We start from the raw sequence: 20,309 nt of genomic DNA, 5'->3' as shown, positions 1-20,309 counted from the left end.
AAAAGGTCGTTATATTTTTTATTTTTGATTTCAAATTAGCTTATGATTAAATATAATTCATTCACATTGAACAATGGACTTCGTGTATTTGTACATGAAGATAAAAACACACCACTTGCAGTACTGAATATCCTATATGATGTAGGATCGCGGGATGAAAAGCCGGATAAAACAGGATTTGCCCATTTATTTGAGCATCTGATGTTCGGAGGTTCCAAAAACATCCCTAATTATGATGAACCTCTTCAACGTGTAGGTGGCGAAAACAATGCTTTTACGAGTCCTGACATTACTAATTACTATGTTACCTTGCCTGCCAAAAATCTTGAAACTGCTTTTTGGCTGGAATCGGATAGAATGATGTCTTTATCCTTTGACCCTAAAGTGCTGGAAGTGCAAAGAAGTGTGGTAATTGAAGAGTTCAAGCAGCGTTATCTCAACCAGCCCTATGGAGATCTTTGGTTAAAACTACGCCCTTTGGTGTATGAAAAACATCCTTACCAATGGGCCACAATAGGAAAAGAGATTTCCCATATAGAAAACGCCACTATGGAAGATGTGAAAGATTTCTTTTACAAACACTACAGGCCCAACAATGCCTATATGGTGATAGCGGGAAATGTTGATACTCAAGAAATTAAAAAATTAGCTGAAAAATGGTTTGGTGAAATTCCTACCGGTGAAAAAACTGAACGAAATTTGCCTCGGGAACCTAAGCAGAAAAAAGCAAAATTTTTAGAAATAGCCTCTGATGTGCCGGTAGATGCTCTTTACAAGGCCTATCATATGCCTGCAAAAACTGATCCTGCCTATTATGCCTCAGATTTGGTAAGCGATCTGTTAGGAAGAGGAAAATCTTCACGTCTCCATCAGAAGTTAGTAAAAGATGAAGCCATTTTCTCTTCACTTTCTGCCTACGTTACCGGCTCACTGGATCCTGGTTTGTTAATGATCAGCGGACAGGTATCTGATGGCATCAGCATTGAAAATGCAGATTTGGCCGTTCAGGGAATTGTTGAGAAATTCCTTGAAGAAGAATTGACCAATCTGGAAATAGAAAAAGTTAAAAACCAGGCAATATCAAGTATAGTTTACGGAGAAGTAGATTTGCTCAATCGTGCAATGGGCATTGCTTTTGGAGCTGTTATTGGCAACCCTAATCTGGTCAATGAAGAAACCAACCTGATCAAGTCGGTCAGCAAGGAGGAAATAAAGCAAGCTGCAAAGAATATATTGGTAGCTGAAAATAGTACCACCGTTTATTATAAATCGAAAAAATGAATATAAGAGTTGGCTACGGCTATGATGTGCACCAATTAGCAGATGGAGAAGAGTTTTGGCTTGGAGGCATCAAATTAGATTACCACAAAGGCGCAGTGGGTCATTCTGATGCAGACGTACTTATTCATGTGATTTGCGATGCCCTATTAGGAGCTGCTAATTTACGAGATATTGGCTTTCACTTTGCAGATACAGATCCTGAATATAAAGGCATAGACAGTAAAATCTTATTGGACAAAACTGTTGCGTTAATTCGCTCCAGAGGTTATGAAATAGGGAACATTGATGTGACAGTTTCTCTGCAAAAACCAAAAATCAATCCTCATATTCCGGAAATGAAGAAGTGTCTGGCCAAAGTAATGAACATCAAGGAAGATGATTTATCCATTAAAGCCACTACTACCGAAAAGCTGGGTTTTGTAGGCAGGGAAGAAGGAGTAGATGCACATGCAGTAGTACTCATTTATAAAATTGATGGCAATAAAATTGAAAACCAGTACGGACATTGAGAATATAAACTAATGAGCTCAGTAAAAATCATTACCACCGAAGACGGTTCGCACTCACTCTACCACCAGGATTTAAAGGAGACTTATCATTCCTTCCATGGGGCTTTACAGGAATCGCGACATGTATTTATTGATAAAGGTTTGAGGTATTGGCGCACCAAAGAAGGATTGCCTGATTTTCTGAAGATTTTTGAAGTAGGACTTGGAACCGGACTAAATGCATTGTTGGCAGCTCAGTTTGCCATGGATAGTGGCATCAGCATAGAATATACAGGCGTTGAACCTTTCCCATTGGAGGAAGCCACGATTGACCAATTAAATTACGTAGCACAATTGGAAAGTGGTGCTCCGGGTGATGACCGCTTAAAAAACACTTTCAAACGCATTCACAGTGTTAAATGGGAAGAACCCGTTGAGATTTATCCCTATTTCGAGTTAACTAAACACCAAATTAAGCTGGAAGACTATAATCTCAACTCCTCTGAAAATTTCGATATTATATTTTTTGACGCCTTTGCTCCCAACAAACAAGCTGAGTTGTGGGAGCTTTCTATTATTCAAAAATGCTATAAGTTGCTTAAAAAAGGCGGAGTGTTTGTAACCTACAGTGCAAAAGGGCAATTAAAAAGGGATTTAAAAAGTGCAGGTTTTGAAGTCGAAACATTGCCAGGCCCTCCCGGGAAGAAAGAAATGGTGAGAGGAGTAAAATAGCGAGGTGATACAGGCTTTGTTTAAAATTGAACTTCAAACACCCTTCTAGAGATATACTTTTCAATCTCAATTATCCAGAATGAGTATTTTCAACAATTTCATTTACAGAAATATTTTTAAAAGCTCATTTAATACTAAATTCACATCATGGATTTAAGACTTTTCTTTAGCCCCGTACCGGAATTTGTTTTCGCAAATATTAGTAAGCAGAGTAGCTTCTTTAAAAGCATCACTGTCTATCAGGAAATTTTTCCTGATTATAAGTCTGCTGACATCGCCCTCATTGGAATTTCAGATGGCAGGAGTATGAGTGAAGGTTCAGGCATCGCAGATGGAGCCAATGCACTACGGAAAAAATTATATCGTTTGATGAAAGGCACAGGAACTTATAACATTGTCGACTTAGGTAATATTTCCGAGGCCATTGATATAGACCAGACCTATGGGCGGGTTCAGGAAGTGTGCAGGGCATGCCTGGAAAACAATGTACTTCCTGTTTTAATAGGAGGCTCCCATGAGATGGCATTTGCCCAATACCAGGCTTATGAAGAAATGGAGAAACTCATAAGTCTCATCAATATTGACGCATTTCTGGATATGGAAGACAGCTCTGCCCCTGCCAATAAACAACATATCCAGAAGTTGTTAATGCACCAACCCAATTATCTCTTTAATTATAGTCATTTGGCTTATCAAAGTTACCTTGTTAATCCACAAGCAATTTCCACTTTAGAAAAACTTCATTTTGAAGCCCATAGAATTGGCGCATTACGTCACGATATTAAAGAAATGGAACCTGTAATCAGGCAGGCAGACATGTTAAGCTTCGATTTAAGTGCCATCAGGTCTTCCGATTTCCCTGCTACTACCCAAGCCCAGCCCTTTGGCCTAACAGGAGAAGAAGCCTGCCAGCTATGCTGGTATGCAGGCATTAATGAAAAATTAAGTGCAACTGGGTTTTATGAATTTGATCCTCAATTAGATGATCAGTCAGGCAAATCGGCCGCAGTGCTGGCAACCATGGTATGGTATTTCATTGAAGGCTTTTACCACAGAAAAGACTCCAAAGATTTCCGCTCCAATGATTATGTGAAATACGTAGTCTCAATGCCTAGCGAACCGGAAACACTGGTTTTCTACAAAAGCCTGATCAGTGAAAAGTGGTGGATGGAAGTGCCTAACCCCTCCAAAAACACAATGTATCACAGAAATACCATCGTGCCTTGTAGTTATTCGGATTATGAACATGCCAATAAAGGCGAACTACCGGAACGTTGGATAGCAATGCATTCCAAACTCTTTTAAAAACAAGCACTTATATTATGAAAAATTTACTTCTATTTGTCTCCATTATATCCTTCCTAACTGCTTGTAATCCGCAGGAAAAAACAGCTGATGAAATCATTCATCAAGCCATTCAATATCATGGGGGAAATGCTTATGACACAGCAAATATTGCTTTCACTTTTAGGGATAAAGAATATGCTTTATCGCACAATAATGGTGAGTTTGAATATAAACGCATGTTCGAAGATTCTACAGGCAACCAAATAGTTGATATTTTAAATAATGAGGGATTCAGTAGAAAAATCAATGATTCAACTGTACAGCTGCAACCGAAAGATTCAGCTGCTTATGCCAATTCAGTAAATTCAGTACATTATTTTGCCTTACTTCCTTATGGATTAGATAATTCGGCTGTTCTAAATGAAAAGCTGGAGAATACCACTATTAAAGAGAAGGAATACTATACGGTAAAAATAGGCTTTGAACCAGAAGGTGGTGGAACAGATTTTGAAGATGAATTTGTGTTTTGGTTTGACATCGAAGACTTCTCAATGGACTATTTTGCTTATTCTTACCAAACAGAAGGTGGTGGAATAAGGTTTAGGGAAGCTTACAATCCACAACAAATAGCAGGAATAACCTTCCAGGATTATAATAATTTTAAAGCTGACAAAAATGCTGACTTAAAACATCTCCCCGCTAAATTTGAAAAGGGCGAGTTGAAATTATTATCTACAATAGAATTAAAACTTACAGATAAAGGAAAATGATTGTATCCAAACCACGCTATCAAACTATTTTTGCCTTAGCTGTTTTTCTGGTTCTCGTATTCGGATCTTTCTTCCTATTACTTGATAGCCTTTTATATTCAGCTGAATACTTCATTATCAAGATCATTTTAACTCCTGTTGTTCTTGTGATTGCATTATTGGTATTGACAAAATTCATTGCTGCTCTCAAAGTTATCAAGATCGGAAACAATAAAATTTCAGTTACTTACCTTATAAGTCGTAGTAAAATTCAACTTTCAGTAGCAGACATCAAAGCATGGATGGAGGAAGTTGTTAAAACCAGGCAAGGTGAATTCAGGGAAACAAAAATTCTGTATGGCAAGAAGAAAATCATTAAGCTTTCCAACAAAGAGAATACAGAATATGACAAAATAGTAAAGTACCTGAATACCAAAGCCGGTAAAGCAAAAAGGTGATTAATAGAGCTAAGCTTGTAATAATATTTCCACGCCCAGGTGCGTGAGACACGCACCTTTATTAAAATGATTTCAGGAATCCGCAATCTATTTGCCCAGCAAAGCAAATCTTATTTTAAGATAAAACACAATCCTTTAGGATGGTTCGTGAGATACGAACCATGGCAAAAGAATATGACAAAGTAGTGTCTCTCCTTAGAATGAAATCAATAACGGCATACATAAAAAGCAGATCACAACGTTTTATGCTCTTATTATTTCTTCCTTGAGAAAGAGAGTCCGTCACATTAAAAAAACTCATAAAATAACTTCATTTGAGCAACTATTATGTTTAAATCAGGTTTCAAACACAAACTAAAAATTTAATATTATGGCAAAAGTAACATTAGGAGGCAAGGAAGTAAATACCTCAGGCAACTTACCGGAGGTAAACCAAACAGCACCGGATTTCAAATTAGTGAAAACAGATTTATCAGAAGTTTCATTAAGTGACTATAAAGGCAAAAATATCATCCTCAATATTTTCCCCAGCATTGATACTAATACATGTGCAATGTCAGTTCGGGAATTCAACGAAAAAGCCACTGCTTTAGATAATACTGTAGTACTTTGTATTTCCAGGGATTTGCCATTTGCCCAGGCAAGGTTCTGTGGGGCCGAAGGCATAAAAAATGCTATCCCTCTTTCCAATTTCAGGGATGAATCATTTGGCAAAAACTATGGCGTCACCTTAATTGACAGTGCTATGAAAGGCCTCAACTCCAGATCTGTGGTTGTAGTCAATAAGGAGGGTAAGGTAAGCTATACCGAACTGGTTCCTGAAATAGCCAACGAACCTGATTATGAAAAAGCACTGGCCGCAGTAAAATGATCAAAAAAATTAATCATAAAAAAACCCATTCCGAATTACCAGAATGGGTTTTTTAGTTTTATACTTCTTTAAGCTTAATGCTTATTAGTTTTCTTCTTCTTGAACAACTACCTCAATTTCGATGTAATCATCAACGTTTGCACCTGGCTCAACAGAAAGCACTTTAAATACTCCATAAAGTCCACCTTTATTGTCAGTATCCAATTGGAATGCTACCACATCACCAACAGATAAGTTTGTGATACTCTCACCTTCATTAACATTATCCGCTCTATCCCAGATTTCTGCTAAATCAGTACCTGATACAATACCAACATACTCTTCATCAGAAACTGTAGTCAATTTAAACTCAGTAGCATTTCTGGTAGTCCAGTCTGAAATATCAATAGAACCACCTAAAGTTGGATAAGCATTAGGAGAAGCAATACTTGCCATATTTTCCGCTCCATAATAATAACCAAAATCCACATCAGATGAATTTGGTGCACTGGCAGCATTTACTTCACCCTCAGTAACTGTCTCACCTAAATTAGTAGAGAACCATGTATTAGTGGTTCCATCTGCAGCTGGTGCATAAACCAAAATATCTGTGTAAATCACAACACCTGTTTCAGTCACTGTAATAGTGAATTCCTGATTAGTTTGCTGATTATCATCATCAACTGCTAATAGCTCAACAGTATATTCACCTGCTTCTGGAATAGAAAAAGGCTCAAATTCAACTGTAGCACTTGTAGCACCTGCATCTAACCCTAAATCATTTCTAGTATATTCTGTTTTATAACCACTTAAAGTAATAGTTGCATCCGCAGATTCAATTGATTCAATTCTTAAAGTATTGAATCCTGCAGGAGCGTCTACTTCTGCAGTGAAAGAAATAGCTTCACCTACTGCCACTTCACCATTAGCCGGATCAGTTGTAACTGTAACTGTTGGGCTATTCAACAAGTCTTCATCCCCCTCACCATCACAAGCTGTGAAAAATAAGGTACCTGCCATTGCAGATAACATCATTGCATTTCTAAATAATTTTCTCATTGCTTTTTGGTTTTTGTTTTGTTCTGTTTTGATTTAAAATTATATTAACTGACGCCAGGTCACTTTTCCTGACATTGTGTTATAGACTCGCTTAACGCTAAAAAGGTTGTAATCATTTTCAAAAAACCCACTATTTTTTTACCCTTGTTGGTTGTTTTAAGAATATTATTATCTACATTTAGAATTAAAATACCTTTAACACAAAGGTTTATTTGCCTCATTTATATATCTTTACAGGAGTATGAGGATAGGTACACAAATTGTTTTTTAGGTATTTCAGATAATTAATATAACTTTTCTGATAGAAATTATTAGAATAAATTTTAAATTGCATACAGATTTATAGTAAATTTATTTACATTTATAAATTGAAAGAATACATAAGAACGAAAACTAACTAAATTAATCATCATTAAAGAAAAATAAATTATGGCAGAGAATAACCAAAGCATCTTTGACATGATACACCAGTATGGCCCTTATGTGGGCATGGGTATTATTGGTATAGCCGTCTTGCTCGTTTTACTGTATTATATGCGTTTAGCGACTTTGAAAGATTTTAAACAAAAGTATGACTACATTAACAAACATGAGATTGACACTTTATGGCGATCTACTGTAATTCTTTTGATTGGTGCAATAGTGTGGATCAATGCCTTGTTTGGAGAAACCGAACTTTTATGGCTTTCTGTAAAAGTGTTCGTTTCAGCTATGCTCGGTCTAATCATTGGTGTGATCATCCAAAATATACTTAGATTTTATTATCCTTTTCATATTGAAAAGAGACTGAAAAAATTAAGATATACCCCTAGGATTTCCCCAAAAACTGGAAAACCTATGAAGCTATTAACTGAAGAGGAAGAAGATGTATACCTGGATGAAGGTATGCAAGCTGAAGAAGACATCTTCTCTGTAGATTATGATGTTTGGGTTGACGAAGAAACAGGCTACACAAAAATCGAGAAGTATTCCGGACACCTTCATGCACTACAGTGCTCTGAATGTAACTATCAAACTTTAAAAGTTGTGAAAGAAGAGATTATAAAATCTCCAACCATTACTGAAGAAGGTGAATTGATGAAATATTTCAAATGTTCATATTGTGGACATAAAGCAAGGAAAACATTCCATATTGCTAAATTGAAAGAAGCTACTGATTTGAGTGAAACGCCTAATGTACAATCGACACCTTAAAAATTTTACTTACAATCTTACGAAACCTCTTCTTTCCGGAAGAGGTTTTTTTTTGTTCAATTATAGAATGAAAGAGGTAACCAAAGCATAATATGTTCAAATCGCAGAAGAAATGAAATACTACAGCACCAAAAATCCCAGTAAAAAATCCGGTTTCCGTCAGGCTGTCATCCAGGGACTACCTACTGATAATGGGCTTTATATGCCTGAATATATCCCTCTTTTGCCTAAAACCTTCTTTGGATCATTGACCGACATATCTTTACAAGAAATTGGATATGAAGTGCTTTCTCATTTTGTCGGAGATGAAATCCCCGCTTCTGAACTTCAAAATATAATTGACAAAACGCTCTCTTTTGATATCCCTTTAATTGAAATCAAAGAGAACATCTATGCCCTGGAATTATTTCATGGGCCCAGTTATGCTTTCAAAGACGTTGGGGCTAAATTCCTCGCACAATGTCTGGATTACTTTTACCGTGATGCCGATAAGAAATGTACTATATTGGTTGCTACTTCAGGGGATACTGGAGGGGCTGTTGCCGCTGCATTTTCACAAACCAAAAATATAGAAGTCGTTATACTTTACCCGTCAGGAAAAGTTAGTGATTTACAGGAAAAGCAATTAACCACTTATGAAAAGAACGTAACTGCACTGGAAATCTCAGGAGATTTTGATGACTGCCAAAGATTGGTAAAATCAGCCTTTCTGGACAATGAGTTGAGGGATAAAATTCAAATCAGCTCGGCTAATTCTATTAATATTGCCCGTTTTATCCCACAATCAATCTACTATTATATCCCTTTTAAAGTATTAGGAGCTCAACAAACTGTTTCATTTTCAGTTCCCAGTGGAAATTATGGCAACCTCACAGCAGGTTTAATTGCGCAAAGAATGGGACTTCCTGTAAGTAATTTTATAGCGTCTTCTAATAGAAATGATGCTGTTCCCAGATATTTATTCAGCGGGACTTATGAACCAAAACCTACAATTGCCACTATATCCAATGCCATGGATGTGGGTTCTCCCAGTAATTTCCAGCGTATGCTGAATCTATTTGACAACGATCATAAAAAAATGATAGAGGTAATAAAAGGCTATAGTTTTACGGATGAAGAGACACTGGAAATTATGCACCAGGTCTATCAACAATATAATTACTTATTAGATCCACATGGAGCTGTGGCTTACGGTGGGATAGAAAAATATTTACAGCAATCTTCTTTAGGAGAAATAGGCATCATTTTAGAAACTGCTCACCCCTGTAAATTTATGGATACGGTTAAACAAATCAGTAAGGAAAATATTATGCCTGATACTGCCCATGAATTTTTATCCAAAGAGAAGAAAAGCATAAAAATGGAACCTGATTATGACGCTTTTAGGGCTTTTTTATTAGAAAGCTGAATCAATTGATGTAAATTTTCACTATGTGGTTAGTTACTGAAGATCTAAAAATGACGTCTGGTTCCCATACTATCTTTTATCCCAAAATTTGTTTTTTAGCTTTCTCCTGAATTACTTCCTGCACAGTTCGATGCTGAATTTTACTCTCCAGCCAACTGATAATATCAAAATAAATAAATGCTCTTTTTTCATATCTAATGCTCTGGAGAGGAATAAGTTGCTCCAATAGCTTTTTGAATTCAGGGATCAAATCTTCCTCCTGAAAACCAGAAGCTAGTTTCCTTAAAAACCGTAGTATATATTTCTGAAATAAATTTAAATCCCCTTTTTTCAGTAAGAAACGATAGGCCGAACGAATATAGTAATCAATCACCTCCATATTCCCCAGTTCATAATGGGCAATTAAACTTAGAATCCTTGTAAAGGAGTGGATGTCTTCCCTCAATTCCACATTTTCATCGTTTTGAACCCTATTGATCCATTCCAAAGCTTCACTATATTGGCTATTCCCAAAATACAAGCAGGCAATTTTATAAAATAGAATAATCCGGGAATGCTCATCAGAGCGAGCAATAAATTTACCCAAATCCTCACCTATTCTATCTAAAAGAGAGACACCGATATTGAATTTCCCCAACATAAATATCCTGTTGAACTCATGCACGAAAACATATTTCAGTAATCTGTAGCGAATATTTTCATTGACTATTTTCTGTGTTTGCTGATTCAGTGCCTGCAATCTTTTTCGGGTTTTCATAAAATCAGCATAATGAAAGAGCTTGTATTCTGCTATCATCACCTGGTTAATCGCATTTAAGTATTCGTCCATTTGCGATTGCCTCAACTCCGGATTCTTATCAAATAGCTTCAGCCACCTTTTGGCATATTCATAGCCCGATTCCATCTCTTCAGTGAAATAATAGTAGTTAACGTACAGACGATAAAGGTTCAGTTTTTCGTAAAGCGATAACTCCTCTTCCTTATGTTCAGGCATATTATGATAAAAGAGTTCTTTTATTTCGAGGTAATGTGCATCATTTCTAATATAGCCAGTTTTAAGATAAACAGCATTCAGTTGCACTGAAAGATTAGTAAACTTATTAATCAGGTTAATTTTTCTATTGGTATCTTCTACCTGTTCGATAATCCGGTGCACACGCTGTTGAAAAGAGGCTCCTACGGTTTTATTCAAAATAATTTTCTCCCATTTCAAAAGCTCCAACTTCAATTCCAGATTATCAGTTTTACGTACTTTTTTATGAGCTTTGCCAAGCATATCCACACTTTGCTGATATAAGCCACGGTTAAACAATAACTGAACATAATCCACCATCTCCCTTATCTGAATTTCTTCAATTTTCTCCAGCTCGTATTGCCTTAAACTTTGCAATAACCGTTTATATAAATGAGCTTTTAAATTAGAAAATTGAGCGGGCTCAAAAGAAGTTTCCTTTTGTAGGATAGTATTTTCATCAAATTTGTTTTGCTTTTCTATCATTTCAAAAAGCCGTATGTATTTAGCTCCCATTTCTTCATGATGGCTCACAAATAATTTGAAGTAGCGCTTCTCACTCCTATTTAATGATTTCACCAGCGTAAATAAATGATCAGATCTATCCTTTGCCATCGTATTTATTTATGTATTTAATATGCAGTTAATTCATCCTTATTTAAATCAAAAACCTATATTAAGAGCATAAATTATACAAAATAGCTCTCTATGAGAATTAAAATCATAACATATTTAAGTATTAGAAATCGTAATTACAAAAATATTTGGCATTACATCCGCTAAAGTTTCCACCTACATTAGATTTTATAAAAGTTAAAGATTAGAACAAATTCATTAGTAGTCAGCAAACTGAATAGCAATGCAGAACAGAATTCAAATTTTCGACACCACATTAAGAGATGGAGAACAAGTGCCTGGTTGCGGGCTTTCAAAAAAAGAAAAACTACATATTGGCACCGCTCTTCAATCACTGGGTGTAGATGTAATAGAAGCAGGATTTCCTGTTTCCAGTCCGGGCGATTTTGAATCAGTAAAATTACTTTCTGCCGAACTCAGGGATGTAAGCATCTGCGCACTTTCCCGCGCTGTAAAAAAAGATATCGAGTGTGCTGCCGAAGCATTAAAGGGAGCTGCCAAACCCAGAATCCATACCGGCTTAGGCACATCCGATCAGCATGTTTTCACTAAACTGAAAATATCTAAAAAACAAGTAATAGAAAGAGCCATTGAGGCTGTAAGCTATGCCAGAAATTTTGTAGATGATGTAGAGTTTTATGCAGAAGATGCTGGTAGAACTTCCAATGAATTTTTAGCCCAGGTAGTTGAGGCCGCTATTAAAGCAGGTGCAACCGTGGTCAATATTCCTGACACAACAGGTTATTGCTTGCCACAGGAGTATGGTAAAAAAATAAAATTTTTGGTTGATAACGTCAGCAATATAGATAAAGCCATCATTTCTACCCATTGTCATAATGACTTGGGTCTAGCTACCGCCAATAGTATTGAAGCTGTTATAAACGGAGCCAGACAAATTGAATGCACCATTAACGGAATAGGCGAACGTGCCGGAAATACTGCATTAGAAGAGGTGGTTATGATCTTAAGAAAACATCACTGGCTAAACTATGATACAGGGATCAAAAGTGAGAAGCTTTTTCCAATGAGTAAAATGGTTTCTGAAACGATGAATATGGCCGTTCAGCCTAACAAAGCCATTGTAGGTGCCAATGCATTCTCACACTCATCAGGAATCCATCAGGATGGAGTAATTAAAAATAAAGAAAATTATGAAATCATTGACCCTTATGAAGTGGGAGTCAATAAATCAAGCATCATATTAACTGCCAGAAGCGGAAGAGCTGCCTTAAATTTCCGATTAGGAGAACTTGATATTTTTCTTGGCAAAGAAGAGCTGGAAGATACTTACAAAAAATTCCTGGAATTGGCTGACAGCATAAAAGTAGTAGAGGACAATGATTTGCAATACTTAGTAAAAGAATACGCAACAGTTTCTAAATAATTAAGGGAAGTTAAAAATGGCAGCAGCAAAAACATTATTTGATAAAATATGGGATACCCATGTGGTTCACACTGTTGAAGAGGGACCACAAGTACTCTACATTGATAAACATTTTATCCACGAAGTAACTAGCCCGCAGGCTTTTGCCGGACTAAAGAAAAGAGGCATCCCTGTTTACCGAACAGAACATACTATTGCCACAGCAGATCATAACGTACCTACCGAAAACCAACATTTACCTATCAAAGATGTCCTCTCAAGGCATCAGGTGGACACTTTAATTAGAAATTGCAAAGAGTTTGGAGTGGAATTATATGGCCTGGGACATCCTTATCAAGGCATAGTGCATGTTATAGGTCCTGAATTAGGGATTACGCAACCGGGAATGACTATTGTTTGTGGAGACAGCCACACCTCTACCCATGGTGCTTTTGGAAATATTGCTTTTGGTATTGGCACCAGCGAAGTAGAGCAGGTTTTAGCTACTCAATGTGTGCTGCAGCGTAAACCCAAAACCATGAAAATACAGGTAGATGGTGAACTTAAGAGAGGCGTACTTTCCAAAGATATAGTGCTGTACATTATTTCCCAATTAACCACAAGTGGGGGAACTGGCCACTTTATTGAATTTTGCGGATCTGCTATTGAGGCTTTATCAATGGAAGCACGCATGACCATTTGTAATATGAGTATTGAGATGGGGGCGAGAGGTGGTTTAATTGCACCGGACGAAAAAACATTCGAATACATTAAAGGAAGACAATTTGCTCCTGTTGGCAATGAATGGGAAAAGAAACTGGCCGAATGGCAAAGGCTGAAAACAGATACTGATGCAAAATTTGATGCTGAATATTATTTCAAAGCAGAGGACATAGAACCTATGATTACCTATGGCACAAATCCTGGTATGGGTATGGGAATTACACAGTTTATTCCGCAAGTCAATGGCACTTCCTCCTCAGGATTGGAAAAATCATTGAAATACATGGAACTACAGGGCGGAAGCCAATTACTGGGCCATGAAATTGATTTTGTTTTCATAGGTAGCTGTACCAATTCGCGTATTGAAGATTTGCGATTGGTGGCTGATATGGTGAAAGGTAAAAAGAAAGCAGCGCATGTGCAGGCCATGATTGTTCCCGGCTCAAGGCAGGTGGAACAACAAGCTATTGCAGAAGGTATTGATCTGATATTAAAAGAAGCAGGCTTTGAATTAAGACAGTCCGGTTGTTCTGCATGTTTGGGTATGAATGAAGATAAAATCCCAAAAGGAAAATATTGTGTATCTACTTCCAATAGAAATTTTGAAGGAAGGCAAGGGCCTGGCGCACGAACAATGCTGGCAAGTCCTTTGACTGCTGCTGCAGCTGCCTTAACAGGTAGAGTTACAGATGTAAGGGACTTATTAAAAGACTGAAAGATGGAAAAATTCATAAGATTATATTCCACATGTGTTTTACTTCCGATGGAAGATGTGGATACAGATCAAATTATCCCCGCCCGCTTTTTAAAAGCGGTGAGTAGAGAGGGCTTCGGGGATAATTTATTCAGGGATTGGCGCTATCTGGAAAATGATAGCCCTAACCCTGAATTTATACTAAATAAGAAAGGTATTTCAGGTGAAATATTGGTCGCTGGAAGAAATTTCGGTTGTGGATCAAGCCGTGAACATGCGGCCTGGGCTTTATATGATTATGGATTTAGGGTGATAATATCCAGTTTCTTTGCCGATATTTTTAAGAACAATGCCCTTAACAATGGCTTGCTACCTGTACAAGTGAGTGATGAAATATTGACCAAGATATTTGAAATAGTAGAAAAAGATCCTGAGACCATTATGCAAGTCAATCTGGAGGAGCAATTAATCAGCATTGAAAATGAAGAAATTGCTGAAAGCTTTGAAATCAACAATTACAAAAAATATTGTATGATCAATGGCTTTGATGATATAGATTTTTTACTCAATAAATCAAATGAAATTACGGCTTTTGAAGAAAGCAGAATTTAGGAATGTTGTTAACCCGTTTAGGTTAAACCCTTTTCAATCCCCACTTCCTCTCGCTCATGGTTTGGAAGTTCGGGGATGGAGGGGGTGACGGGCCATCGAAATGTAAAAAATGTAATTGCAAATATTTTTAAAAAGAAATGAAGAAATCAATAGCAATATTAGCCGGAGACGGAATAGGTCCTGAAGTGACCAAACAAGCTATAAAATGCCTTGATGCAGTGGCTGAGGTTTTCAATCATCAATTTATTTACCACGAGGCACTAATTGGTGCTGTTGCCATTGATGCAACAGGAAACCCTTTCCCGGAAGCTACAGAAAAAGTATGCAAAACTACTGATGCTATTTTATTTGGAGCCATTGGCCATCCTAAATATGACAATGACCCAAGTGCAAAAGTAAGACCGGAACAAGGGTTGCTGAGTATGCGCAAGAAATTAGGATTGTTTGCCAATGTACGGCCTGTGAATAGCTACGAAGTACTTTTATCTATATCTCCTTTAAAAGAAGAGATTATAAGAGGAGTGGATTTTGTGGTGTTTCGTGAATTGACAGGAGGTATTTATTTTGGAGAGCCTCGAGGTAGATCAGAAGATGGGGACAAAGCTTTTGACACCTGTGTTTACTCTAAACATGAAATTGAACGAATTGCGCATTACGCTTTTCAGGCAGCAGCTAAAAGACGCAAGAAAGTAACCTTAGTCGATAAAGCCAATGTACTGGCTACCTCTCGCTTATGGAGGGAAACAGTCACTAAGCTGGCCAGACAATATCCTGAAATAGAATTGGATTTCATGTTTGTGGATAATGCAGCTATGAAGATCATTCAAAATCCTAAACATTTTGATGTGGTATTAACGGAAAATATGTTTGGCGACATAATTACTGATGAAGCTTCAGTTATTTCTGGTTCACTGGGCATGCTACCATCAGCTTCATTAGGCACAAGACAAAGTTTATTCGAACCTATTCATGGTTCTTATCCGGAAGTAGCGGGAAAAAACAAAGCAAATCCTATTGGCTCTATTCTTTCTGCTGCCATGTTACTGGAATATGCTTTTCAGTTACATGAGGAAAGTAATTTAATCCAAGAAGCAGTCGAAAAATCCCTTGATAAAGGTTTTACCACTGAAGATATCTTTAAAGAGAACGCTAAAACCACTGAAGAAGTGGGAGATAGAATAGCTTCATTTATTTATTCAAAGAATAAAGCATTAGCAAATTGATGAACACCATTTTCCAAAATTCAATGAACGTCATTACCACAATTATTACAGTCATTATCCTAAAAGAAAAAGGATGACGGAAAACTCATAAATATATTTTTTTGAGAAGGCGTCATCCCACAGGATGGCGCTTTTTTTTTACTAAAATCTAACGACACAAACACAACGCATATGTACTACAACAATAACACTTTTGTATTCTTAAATGGTCAATGGCTTCCTGCGAAAGAAGCTAATACCAGCTTATATGGTCAGACTTTACATTATGGAAATGGTGTATTTGAAGGGATAAGAGCCTATAAAAATGATGTGGGATTTAACATTTTCAAAGCACATGAACATTTTGAAAGGCTGCATTATTCTGCCCAATTAATGCACATTGACCTCCCCTATTCGGTAGATGAATTGGTAAGCATAAGTTATGAATTATTAGATAAAAATAATTTAACTGATGCCTACATACGTCCTCTGGTTTATTTAGGAGCCAATATGGCCCTGGAGCCGGTAAAGGAAGTAAATGTATTTATTTGTGCATGGAAGTGGGAAAAATATTTAGGCAACAATCCTATAAAAGCCAAAATATCCTCCTATCAGCGGATCCATCCTGCCTCACAACATGTGGAAGCCAAAGTTGTTGGCCATTATACCAACTCCATTTTAGCCACAACAGAAGCTAAGAAGAACGGATATGATGAAGCTATTCTTTTAGATCACACAGGTCATGTATCTGAAGGATCAGGAGCCAATATTTTTATTGAAAAAAATGGTGAATTATTCACCCCTTCCAGAGGAAATATACTTCCGGGAATTACACGCAGAACAGTAATAGACTTAGCCAGAGAACTGGGAATCAAACTAACAGAAAAGCCAATTACAAAATCTCAATTATTGGATGCCGATTGTGCTTTCTTCACTGGTACTGCTGCTGAAGTTGCACCCATTGCAAGCGTTGACAAGACTACCTTTCCTCTACACTGGGAAGATTCGCTGGGCTACAACCTTTACCAAATGTATAGGCAAAAGGTACAATACAACGATTTACAGAATCAAACTATCATATAAGAAATTATGGCTCAAGAGCTCAATAAATATAGCAAAGTAGTTACTCAGGACCCCACTCAACCCGCAGCACAGGCTATGTTACATGCCATTGGCTTGACGGATGAAGATTTGAAAAAACCTCAGATTGGCATTGGCAGCACAGGATTTGAGGGGAATCCTTGCAATATGCACCTGAATGATTTGGCGGTAGAAGTAAAAAAAGGCATAAAGGCTTTAGAGTGGGTAGGGCTCATTTTCAATACTATTGGCGTAAGTGATGGGATTTCCATGGGCACAGCAGGCATGCGGTACAGTTTGCCTTCCCGGGATATTATTGCTGATTCAATGGAAACGGTGGTAAACGCCCAGGCTTATGACGCACTAATTGCTGTAACAGGCTGTGATAAAAATATGCCCGGAGCATTAATAGCTATGGGCAGGCTGGACAGACCTTCACTCATTATATACGGTGGAACTATTGCTCCAGGCTGTTTTAAAGGAGAAGCATTAGATGTTGTTTCAGCCTTTGAAGCACTTGGGAAGAAACAAGCTAAAACCATTTCGGAAGAAGATTTCAATGGTATAGTGGCCAATGCATGTCCCGGGCCAGGGGCATGCGGAGGGATGTACACTGCCAACACCATGGCTTCGGCTATTGAAGCTTTAGGATTATGTCTGCCGTATGGTTCTTCCAATCCGGCACAAAGCCCGGAAAAGAAAGCGGAATGTAATGCAGCCGGAAAAGCTATTAAACATTTGGTGGAAACTGATTTAAGCCCAAGAAAGATAGTTACACGCGCTTCATTTGAAAATGCTATAGCTTTAGTTACTGTATTAGGAGGATCTACCAATGCTGTTTTGCATTTATTGGCTGTTGCCCACGCATTTGACATCAATTTAACTTTAGAAGATTTTGCTAAAATAAGTGCCAGAACACCCTATCTAGCAGATTTGAAACCAAGCGGTAAGTACCTGATGGAAGACTTACATAAAGCAGGCGGTGTGCCGGCTGTAATGAAACAGATGCTGAAAGAAGGTTTGCTGGATGGCAATTGCATGACTGTCACGGGAAAAACCATAGCTGAAAATCTAAAGGATTTACCTGAATTAGGAGAAAACCAGAAAATTATTCACTCCGCTAAAACACCCATTAAAACATCAGGTCATTTAAGAATTCTGAAAGGAAATTTAGCACCGGAAGGGGCTGTAGCCAAAATCACAGGCAAGGAAGGAGAAATTTTTGAAGGGACAGCACGAGTTTATGATGGCGAATTTGCCACCAACGATGGTATTGCCAATGGAGAAATTCAATCTGGAGATGTGGTGGTCATCCGCTATGAAGGCCCAAAAGGAGGTCCCGGAATGCCGGAAATGTTAAAACCCACCTCTGCCATCATGGGCAAGGGACTAGGTGATTCCGTAGCGCTGATCACTGATGGTAGATTTTCGGGTGGCACCCACGGCTTTGTAGTAGGCCATATTTCCCCGGAAGCTTTCCTGGGAGGTCCATTGGCTTTAGTAGAAAATGGAGACATCATCAGAATAGATGCAATCAAAAATAGCATCACTTTGAAAGTAGCTGATGATATACTTGAGAAAAGAAGAGAAAATTTAGCTGAAAGACCTCTCAGAAAACATACAGGTACATTATACAAATACGCAAAACTTGTTTCATCCGCATCATTGGGATGTATAACCGACCAATAATATGGAACCCACACAATTAACAAAAACGCAAGTAAAGAAAACCACTATTACCGGTGCGGAAGCTTTAGTAAGAGCATTGATTGCAGAAAAGGTGGACACTATATTTGGCTACCCGGGTGGTGCCATTATGCCTGTGTATGATGCGCTCTATTATTATGAAAAAGAGTTAAAGCACATTATGACACGACATGAACAAGGTGCCACTCATGCTGCTCAGGGCTATGCCCGCATATCCGGAAAGGTCGGAGTTTGTCTGGCTACATCAGGTCCCGGAGCCACCAATTTAATTACAGGTTTGGCAGATGCTCAACTGGATTCAACTGCCATAGTATGTATTACAGGACAGGTTTCCAGCAAAATGATAGGCACTGACGCATTCCAGGAAACTGATATAGTAAGTATTTCTATGCCAGTGACGAAATGGAACATTCAAATTACAAAAGCCAAAGACATTCCTGCAGCTATAGCAAAAGCTTTTTATATAGCTAAAAGTGGCAAGCCCGGACCAGTATTAATAGATATCACCAAAGATGCCCAGTTTGAGACTTTTGAATTTACCTATGAGCCATGTCATCACATCAGAAGCTATGTACCTAATCCGCAAATAGATTCAAAAGCCATTGAATTGGCAGCCAGAGTAATTGATTCGGCTAAAAAGCCGCTCATTGTTTTTGGCCATGGGATTCTGCTGGCTGATGCCAGAAAAGAATTTCAGGCATTTGTTGAAAAAACCGGTATTCCTGCTGCATGGACTATCATGGGATTATCTGCCCTTAACACTGATCATCCACTAAATATTGGCATGTTGGGAATGCATGGAAATTATGCGCCTAATATCATGACCAATGAATGTGATGTTTTAATTGCAGTGGGCATGCGCTTTGACGACCGTGTAACGGGTGATGTATCACGTTATGCAAAGCAGGCAAAAATCATTCATTTGGAAATAGATCCTGCTGAAATCAACAAAAATGTGACGGTTGATGTGGCTGTTTTAGGAAATTGCAAAGAATCATTAGATCAACTCACGAAAGCAATTACTCCGAAGGAATATCCTGATTGGCTCCATAGGGCAAAGGAATTAATTACTACAGAGAATGAAATGGTCATCAAAGATGAACTTTTCCCTCCTGAGAATGATAAAATAACCATGGGAGAAGTGATCCGCAGAATCTCCGATATTTCCAAAGGAGCCGCCATCATAGTGACCGATGTAGGTCAGCATCAAATGATTGCTCAACGCTACTACAATTTTAGACAGTGGAAAAGCAATGTAACATCAGGTGGATTGGGGACTATGGGATTTGCTCTTCCGGCAGCCATAGGAGCTAAATTCGGTGCTCCTCACCGACAGGTTATTGCAGTAATTGGAGATGGAGGCTTTCAAATGACTATCCAGGAATTAGGCACCCTGTTTCAAACCAGAGTTGATGTAAAAATCCTCATTCTCAATAATGAGTTTTTAGGCATGGTACGGCAGTGGCAGGATCTCTTTTTCGAAAAACGTTATTCCTCCGTGGACATGGTTAATCCTGATTTTCAAATCATAGCAAAAGGATATGGCATTACAGCTGAGAAAGTAACTGAAAGGGAAGATTTGGAAAGTGCTATTCATCGCTTTCTTTCCCATGACGGCAGCTTTTTACTGGAAGTACTGGTAGGGAAGGAAAACAATATATTCCCCATGATTCCGACAGGTGCTTCGGTCTCTGAAATACGACTAGAATGAGAACCTGGAAACAAGATAAAGTCCGATCGATAGTAGCCTAACAGTTGACAATAGCAGTAGTCA

The 20,309-nt window shown here is 37.9% G+C and carries 18 protein-coding genes; 16 read left to right on the top strand and 2 right to left on the bottom strand.

What is annotated here, in order from left to right; all coding sequences use genetic code 11:
• The first annotated feature begins 42 nt into the window (after nucleotides 1-42).
• The 7 genes from JKA74_RS15705 (at nucleotide 43) to tpx (ending at nucleotide 5,866) form a co-directional block, all read left to right on the top strand.
• Nucleotides 43-1,281, top strand: a complete 1,239-nt coding sequence (locus tag JKA74_RS15705; protein WP_201432173.1) for a M16 family metallopeptidase — start codon at nucleotides 43-45, stop codon at nucleotides 1,279-1,281.
• Entirely contained in the window at nucleotides 1,278-1,790 is a 513-nt protein-coding gene (gene ispF / locus JKA74_RS15700) for a 2-C-methyl-D-erythritol 2,4-cyclodiphosphate synthase (RefSeq protein WP_201432172.1), read from the top strand. Before JKA74_RS15705 ends, ispF begins: the two co-directional genes overlap by 4 nt.
• Before the next feature lie 12 nt (nucleotides 1,791-1,802).
• Nucleotides 1,803-2,501 (top strand): tRNA (5-methylaminomethyl-2-thiouridine)(34)-methyltransferase MnmD, encoded by a 699-nt coding sequence (mnmD, locus tag JKA74_RS15695; protein WP_201432171.1) that lies wholly within the window; start codon nucleotides 1,803-1,805, stop codon nucleotides 2,499-2,501.
• Nucleotides 2,502-2,648: 147 nt separating this feature from the next.
• Entirely contained in the window at nucleotides 2,649-3,806 is a 1,158-nt protein-coding gene (locus JKA74_RS15690) for a formimidoylglutamase (protein WP_201432170.1), read from the top strand.
• A gap of 17 nt (nucleotides 3,807-3,823) precedes the next feature.
• Entirely contained in the window at nucleotides 3,824-4,558 is a 735-nt protein-coding gene (locus JKA74_RS15685) for a DUF6503 family protein (protein WP_201432169.1), read from the top strand.
• A complete protein-coding gene (locus JKA74_RS15680) occupies nucleotides 4,555-4,995 on the top strand; it encodes a hypothetical protein (protein ID WP_201432168.1) in 441 nt (146 codons plus the stop codon). The genes JKA74_RS15685 and JKA74_RS15680 overlap by 4 nt, the downstream gene beginning before the upstream one ends.
• Nucleotides 4,996-5,365: 370 nt before the next feature.
• On the top strand, nucleotides 5,366-5,866 hold the full coding sequence (gene tpx, locus JKA74_RS15675) for a thiol peroxidase (RefSeq protein WP_201432167.1): 501 nt from the start codon (nucleotides 5,366-5,368) through the stop codon (nucleotides 5,864-5,866).
• A gap of 84 nt (nucleotides 5,867-5,950) precedes the next feature.
• On the opposite strand, the gene JKA74_RS15670 is transcribed toward tpx, so the two are convergent.
• Nucleotides 5,951-6,904: a hypothetical protein gene (locus JKA74_RS15670; RefSeq protein ID WP_201432166.1), complete on the bottom strand. Its 954-nt coding sequence runs from the start codon at nucleotides 6,902-6,904 to the stop codon at nucleotides 5,951-5,953.
• A gap of 429 nt (nucleotides 6,905-7,333) precedes the next feature.
• Between JKA74_RS15670 and JKA74_RS15665 the strand changes: the two genes are divergently transcribed.
• Both JKA74_RS15665 and thrC read left to right on the top strand, forming a co-directional pair.
• A complete protein-coding gene (locus tag JKA74_RS15665) occupies nucleotides 7,334-8,098 on the top strand; it encodes a sodium/glutamate symporter family protein (protein WP_201432165.1) in 765 nt (254 codons plus the stop codon).
• Nucleotides 8,099-8,210: 112 nt separating this feature from the next.
• On the top strand, nucleotides 8,211-9,506 hold the full coding sequence (gene thrC, locus JKA74_RS15660; RefSeq protein WP_201432164.1) for a threonine synthase: 1,296 nt from the start codon (nucleotides 8,211-8,213) through the stop codon (nucleotides 9,504-9,506).
• Between the two features lie 76 nt (nucleotides 9,507-9,582).
• Here thrC and JKA74_RS15655 read toward each other — a convergent pair whose 3' ends face one another.
• Nucleotides 9,583-11,133 carry a hypothetical protein gene (locus tag JKA74_RS15655; protein WP_201432163.1) on the bottom strand — a complete coding sequence of 517 codons (1,551 nt, stop codon included), beginning with the start codon at nucleotides 11,131-11,133 and terminating at the stop codon, nucleotides 9,583-9,585.
• A gap of 244 nt (nucleotides 11,134-11,377) precedes the next feature.
• Here JKA74_RS15655 and JKA74_RS15650 point away from each other — a divergent pair, with 244 nt between their 5' ends.
• The 7 genes from JKA74_RS15650 to ilvB all read left to right on the top strand — a co-directional run bounded on the left by JKA74_RS15650 (nucleotide 11,378) and on the right by ilvB (nucleotide 20,246).
• Entirely contained in the window at nucleotides 11,378-12,538 is a 1,161-nt protein-coding gene (locus JKA74_RS15650; RefSeq protein ID WP_201432162.1) for a 2-isopropylmalate synthase, read from the top strand.
• Nucleotides 12,539-12,554: 16 nt separating this feature from the next.
• On the top strand, nucleotides 12,555-13,955 hold the full coding sequence (leuC, locus tag JKA74_RS15645) for a 3-isopropylmalate dehydratase large subunit (protein WP_201432161.1): 1,401 nt from the start codon (nucleotides 12,555-12,557) through the stop codon (nucleotides 13,953-13,955).
• 3 nt (nucleotides 13,956-13,958) lie between these two features.
• Nucleotides 13,959-14,546 carry a 3-isopropylmalate dehydratase small subunit gene (gene leuD, locus JKA74_RS15640; protein ID WP_201432160.1) on the top strand — a complete coding sequence of 196 codons (588 nt, stop codon included), beginning with the start codon at nucleotides 13,959-13,961 and terminating at the stop codon, nucleotides 14,544-14,546.
• A gap of 137 nt (nucleotides 14,547-14,683) precedes the next feature.
• Complete coding sequence (leuB, locus tag JKA74_RS15635) at nucleotides 14,684-15,769, top strand: 3-isopropylmalate dehydrogenase (RefSeq protein WP_201432159.1); 1,086 nt, start codon at nucleotides 14,684-14,686, stop codon at nucleotides 15,767-15,769.
• A 171-nt stretch (nucleotides 15,770-15,940) separates the two neighbouring features.
• Complete coding sequence (locus JKA74_RS15630) at nucleotides 15,941-16,831, top strand: branched-chain amino acid transaminase (RefSeq protein WP_201432158.1); 891 nt, start codon at nucleotides 15,941-15,943, stop codon at nucleotides 16,829-16,831.
• Between the two features lie 6 nt (nucleotides 16,832-16,837).
• Complete coding sequence (gene ilvD / locus JKA74_RS15625) at nucleotides 16,838-18,517, top strand: dihydroxy-acid dehydratase (protein WP_201432157.1); 1,680 nt, start codon at nucleotides 16,838-16,840, stop codon at nucleotides 18,515-18,517.
• Nucleotide 18,518: 1 nt separating this feature from the next.
• Nucleotides 18,519-20,246, top strand: a complete 1,728-nt coding sequence (gene ilvB, locus JKA74_RS15620) for a biosynthetic-type acetolactate synthase large subunit (RefSeq protein ID WP_201432156.1) — start codon at nucleotides 18,519-18,521, stop codon at nucleotides 20,244-20,246.
• Nucleotides 20,247-20,309: the final 63 nt, after the last annotated feature.

The sequence above is a fragment of the Marivirga aurantiaca genome (assembly GCF_016679925.1).
GTDB classification, from domain to species: domain Bacteria; phylum Bacteroidota; class Bacteroidia; order Cytophagales; family Cyclobacteriaceae; genus Marivirga; species Marivirga aurantiaca.
Note: the sequence above shows the minus strand (reverse complement) of the source record. Positions and strands in the feature narration are given on the sequence as shown.

Bases quoted from the DNA above. Each gene is read 5' to 3' on its own strand.
- JKA74_RS15705 (WP_201432173.1), top strand. From the start codon at position 43: ATGATTAAATATAATTCATTCACATTGAACAATGGACTTCGTGTATTT.
- JKA74_RS15655 (WP_201432163.1), bottom strand. From the start codon at position 11,133: ATGGCAAAGGATAGATCTGATCATTTATTTACGCTGGTGAAATCATTA.
- JKA74_RS15665 (WP_201432165.1), top strand. From the start codon at position 7,334: ATGGCAGAGAATAACCAAAGCATCTTTGACATGATACACCAGTATGGC.
- ilvD (WP_201432157.1), top strand. From the start codon at position 16,838: ATGGCTCAAGAGCTCAATAAATATAGCAAAGTAGTTACTCAGGACCCC.
- tpx (WP_201432167.1), top strand. From the start codon at position 5,366: ATGGCAAAAGTAACATTAGGAGGCAAGGAAGTAAATACCTCAGGCAAC.
- JKA74_RS15650 (WP_201432162.1), top strand. From the start codon at position 11,378: ATGCAGAACAGAATTCAAATTTTCGACACCACATTAAGAGATGGAGAA.
- JKA74_RS15630 (WP_201432158.1), top strand. From the start codon at position 15,941: ATGTACTACAACAATAACACTTTTGTATTCTTAAATGGTCAATGGCTT.
- leuD (WP_201432160.1), top strand. From the start codon at position 13,959: ATGGAAAAATTCATAAGATTATATTCCACATGTGTTTTACTTCCGATG.
- mnmD (WP_201432171.1), top strand. From the start codon at position 1,803: ATGAGCTCAGTAAAAATCATTACCACCGAAGACGGTTCGCACTCACTC.
- leuB (WP_201432159.1), top strand. From the start codon at position 14,684: ATGAAGAAATCAATAGCAATATTAGCCGGAGACGGAATAGGTCCTGAA.
- ilvB (WP_201432156.1), top strand. From the start codon at position 18,519: ATGGAACCCACACAATTAACAAAAACGCAAGTAAAGAAAACCACTATT.
- JKA74_RS15685 (WP_201432169.1), top strand. From the start codon at position 3,824: ATGAAAAATTTACTTCTATTTGTCTCCATTATATCCTTCCTAACTGCT.
- leuC (WP_201432161.1), top strand. From the start codon at position 12,555: ATGGCAGCAGCAAAAACATTATTTGATAAAATATGGGATACCCATGTG.
- JKA74_RS15670 (WP_201432166.1), bottom strand. From the start codon at position 6,904: ATGAGAAAATTATTTAGAAATGCAATGATGTTATCTGCAATGGCAGGT.
- JKA74_RS15690 (WP_201432170.1), top strand. From the start codon at position 2,649: ATGGATTTAAGACTTTTCTTTAGCCCCGTACCGGAATTTGTTTTCGCA.
- thrC (WP_201432164.1), top strand. From the start codon at position 8,211: ATGAAATACTACAGCACCAAAAATCCCAGTAAAAAATCCGGTTTCCGT.
- ispF (WP_201432172.1), top strand. From the start codon at position 1,278: ATGAATATAAGAGTTGGCTACGGCTATGATGTGCACCAATTAGCAGAT.
- JKA74_RS15680 (WP_201432168.1), top strand. From the start codon at position 4,555: ATGATTGTATCCAAACCACGCTATCAAACTATTTTTGCCTTAGCTGTT.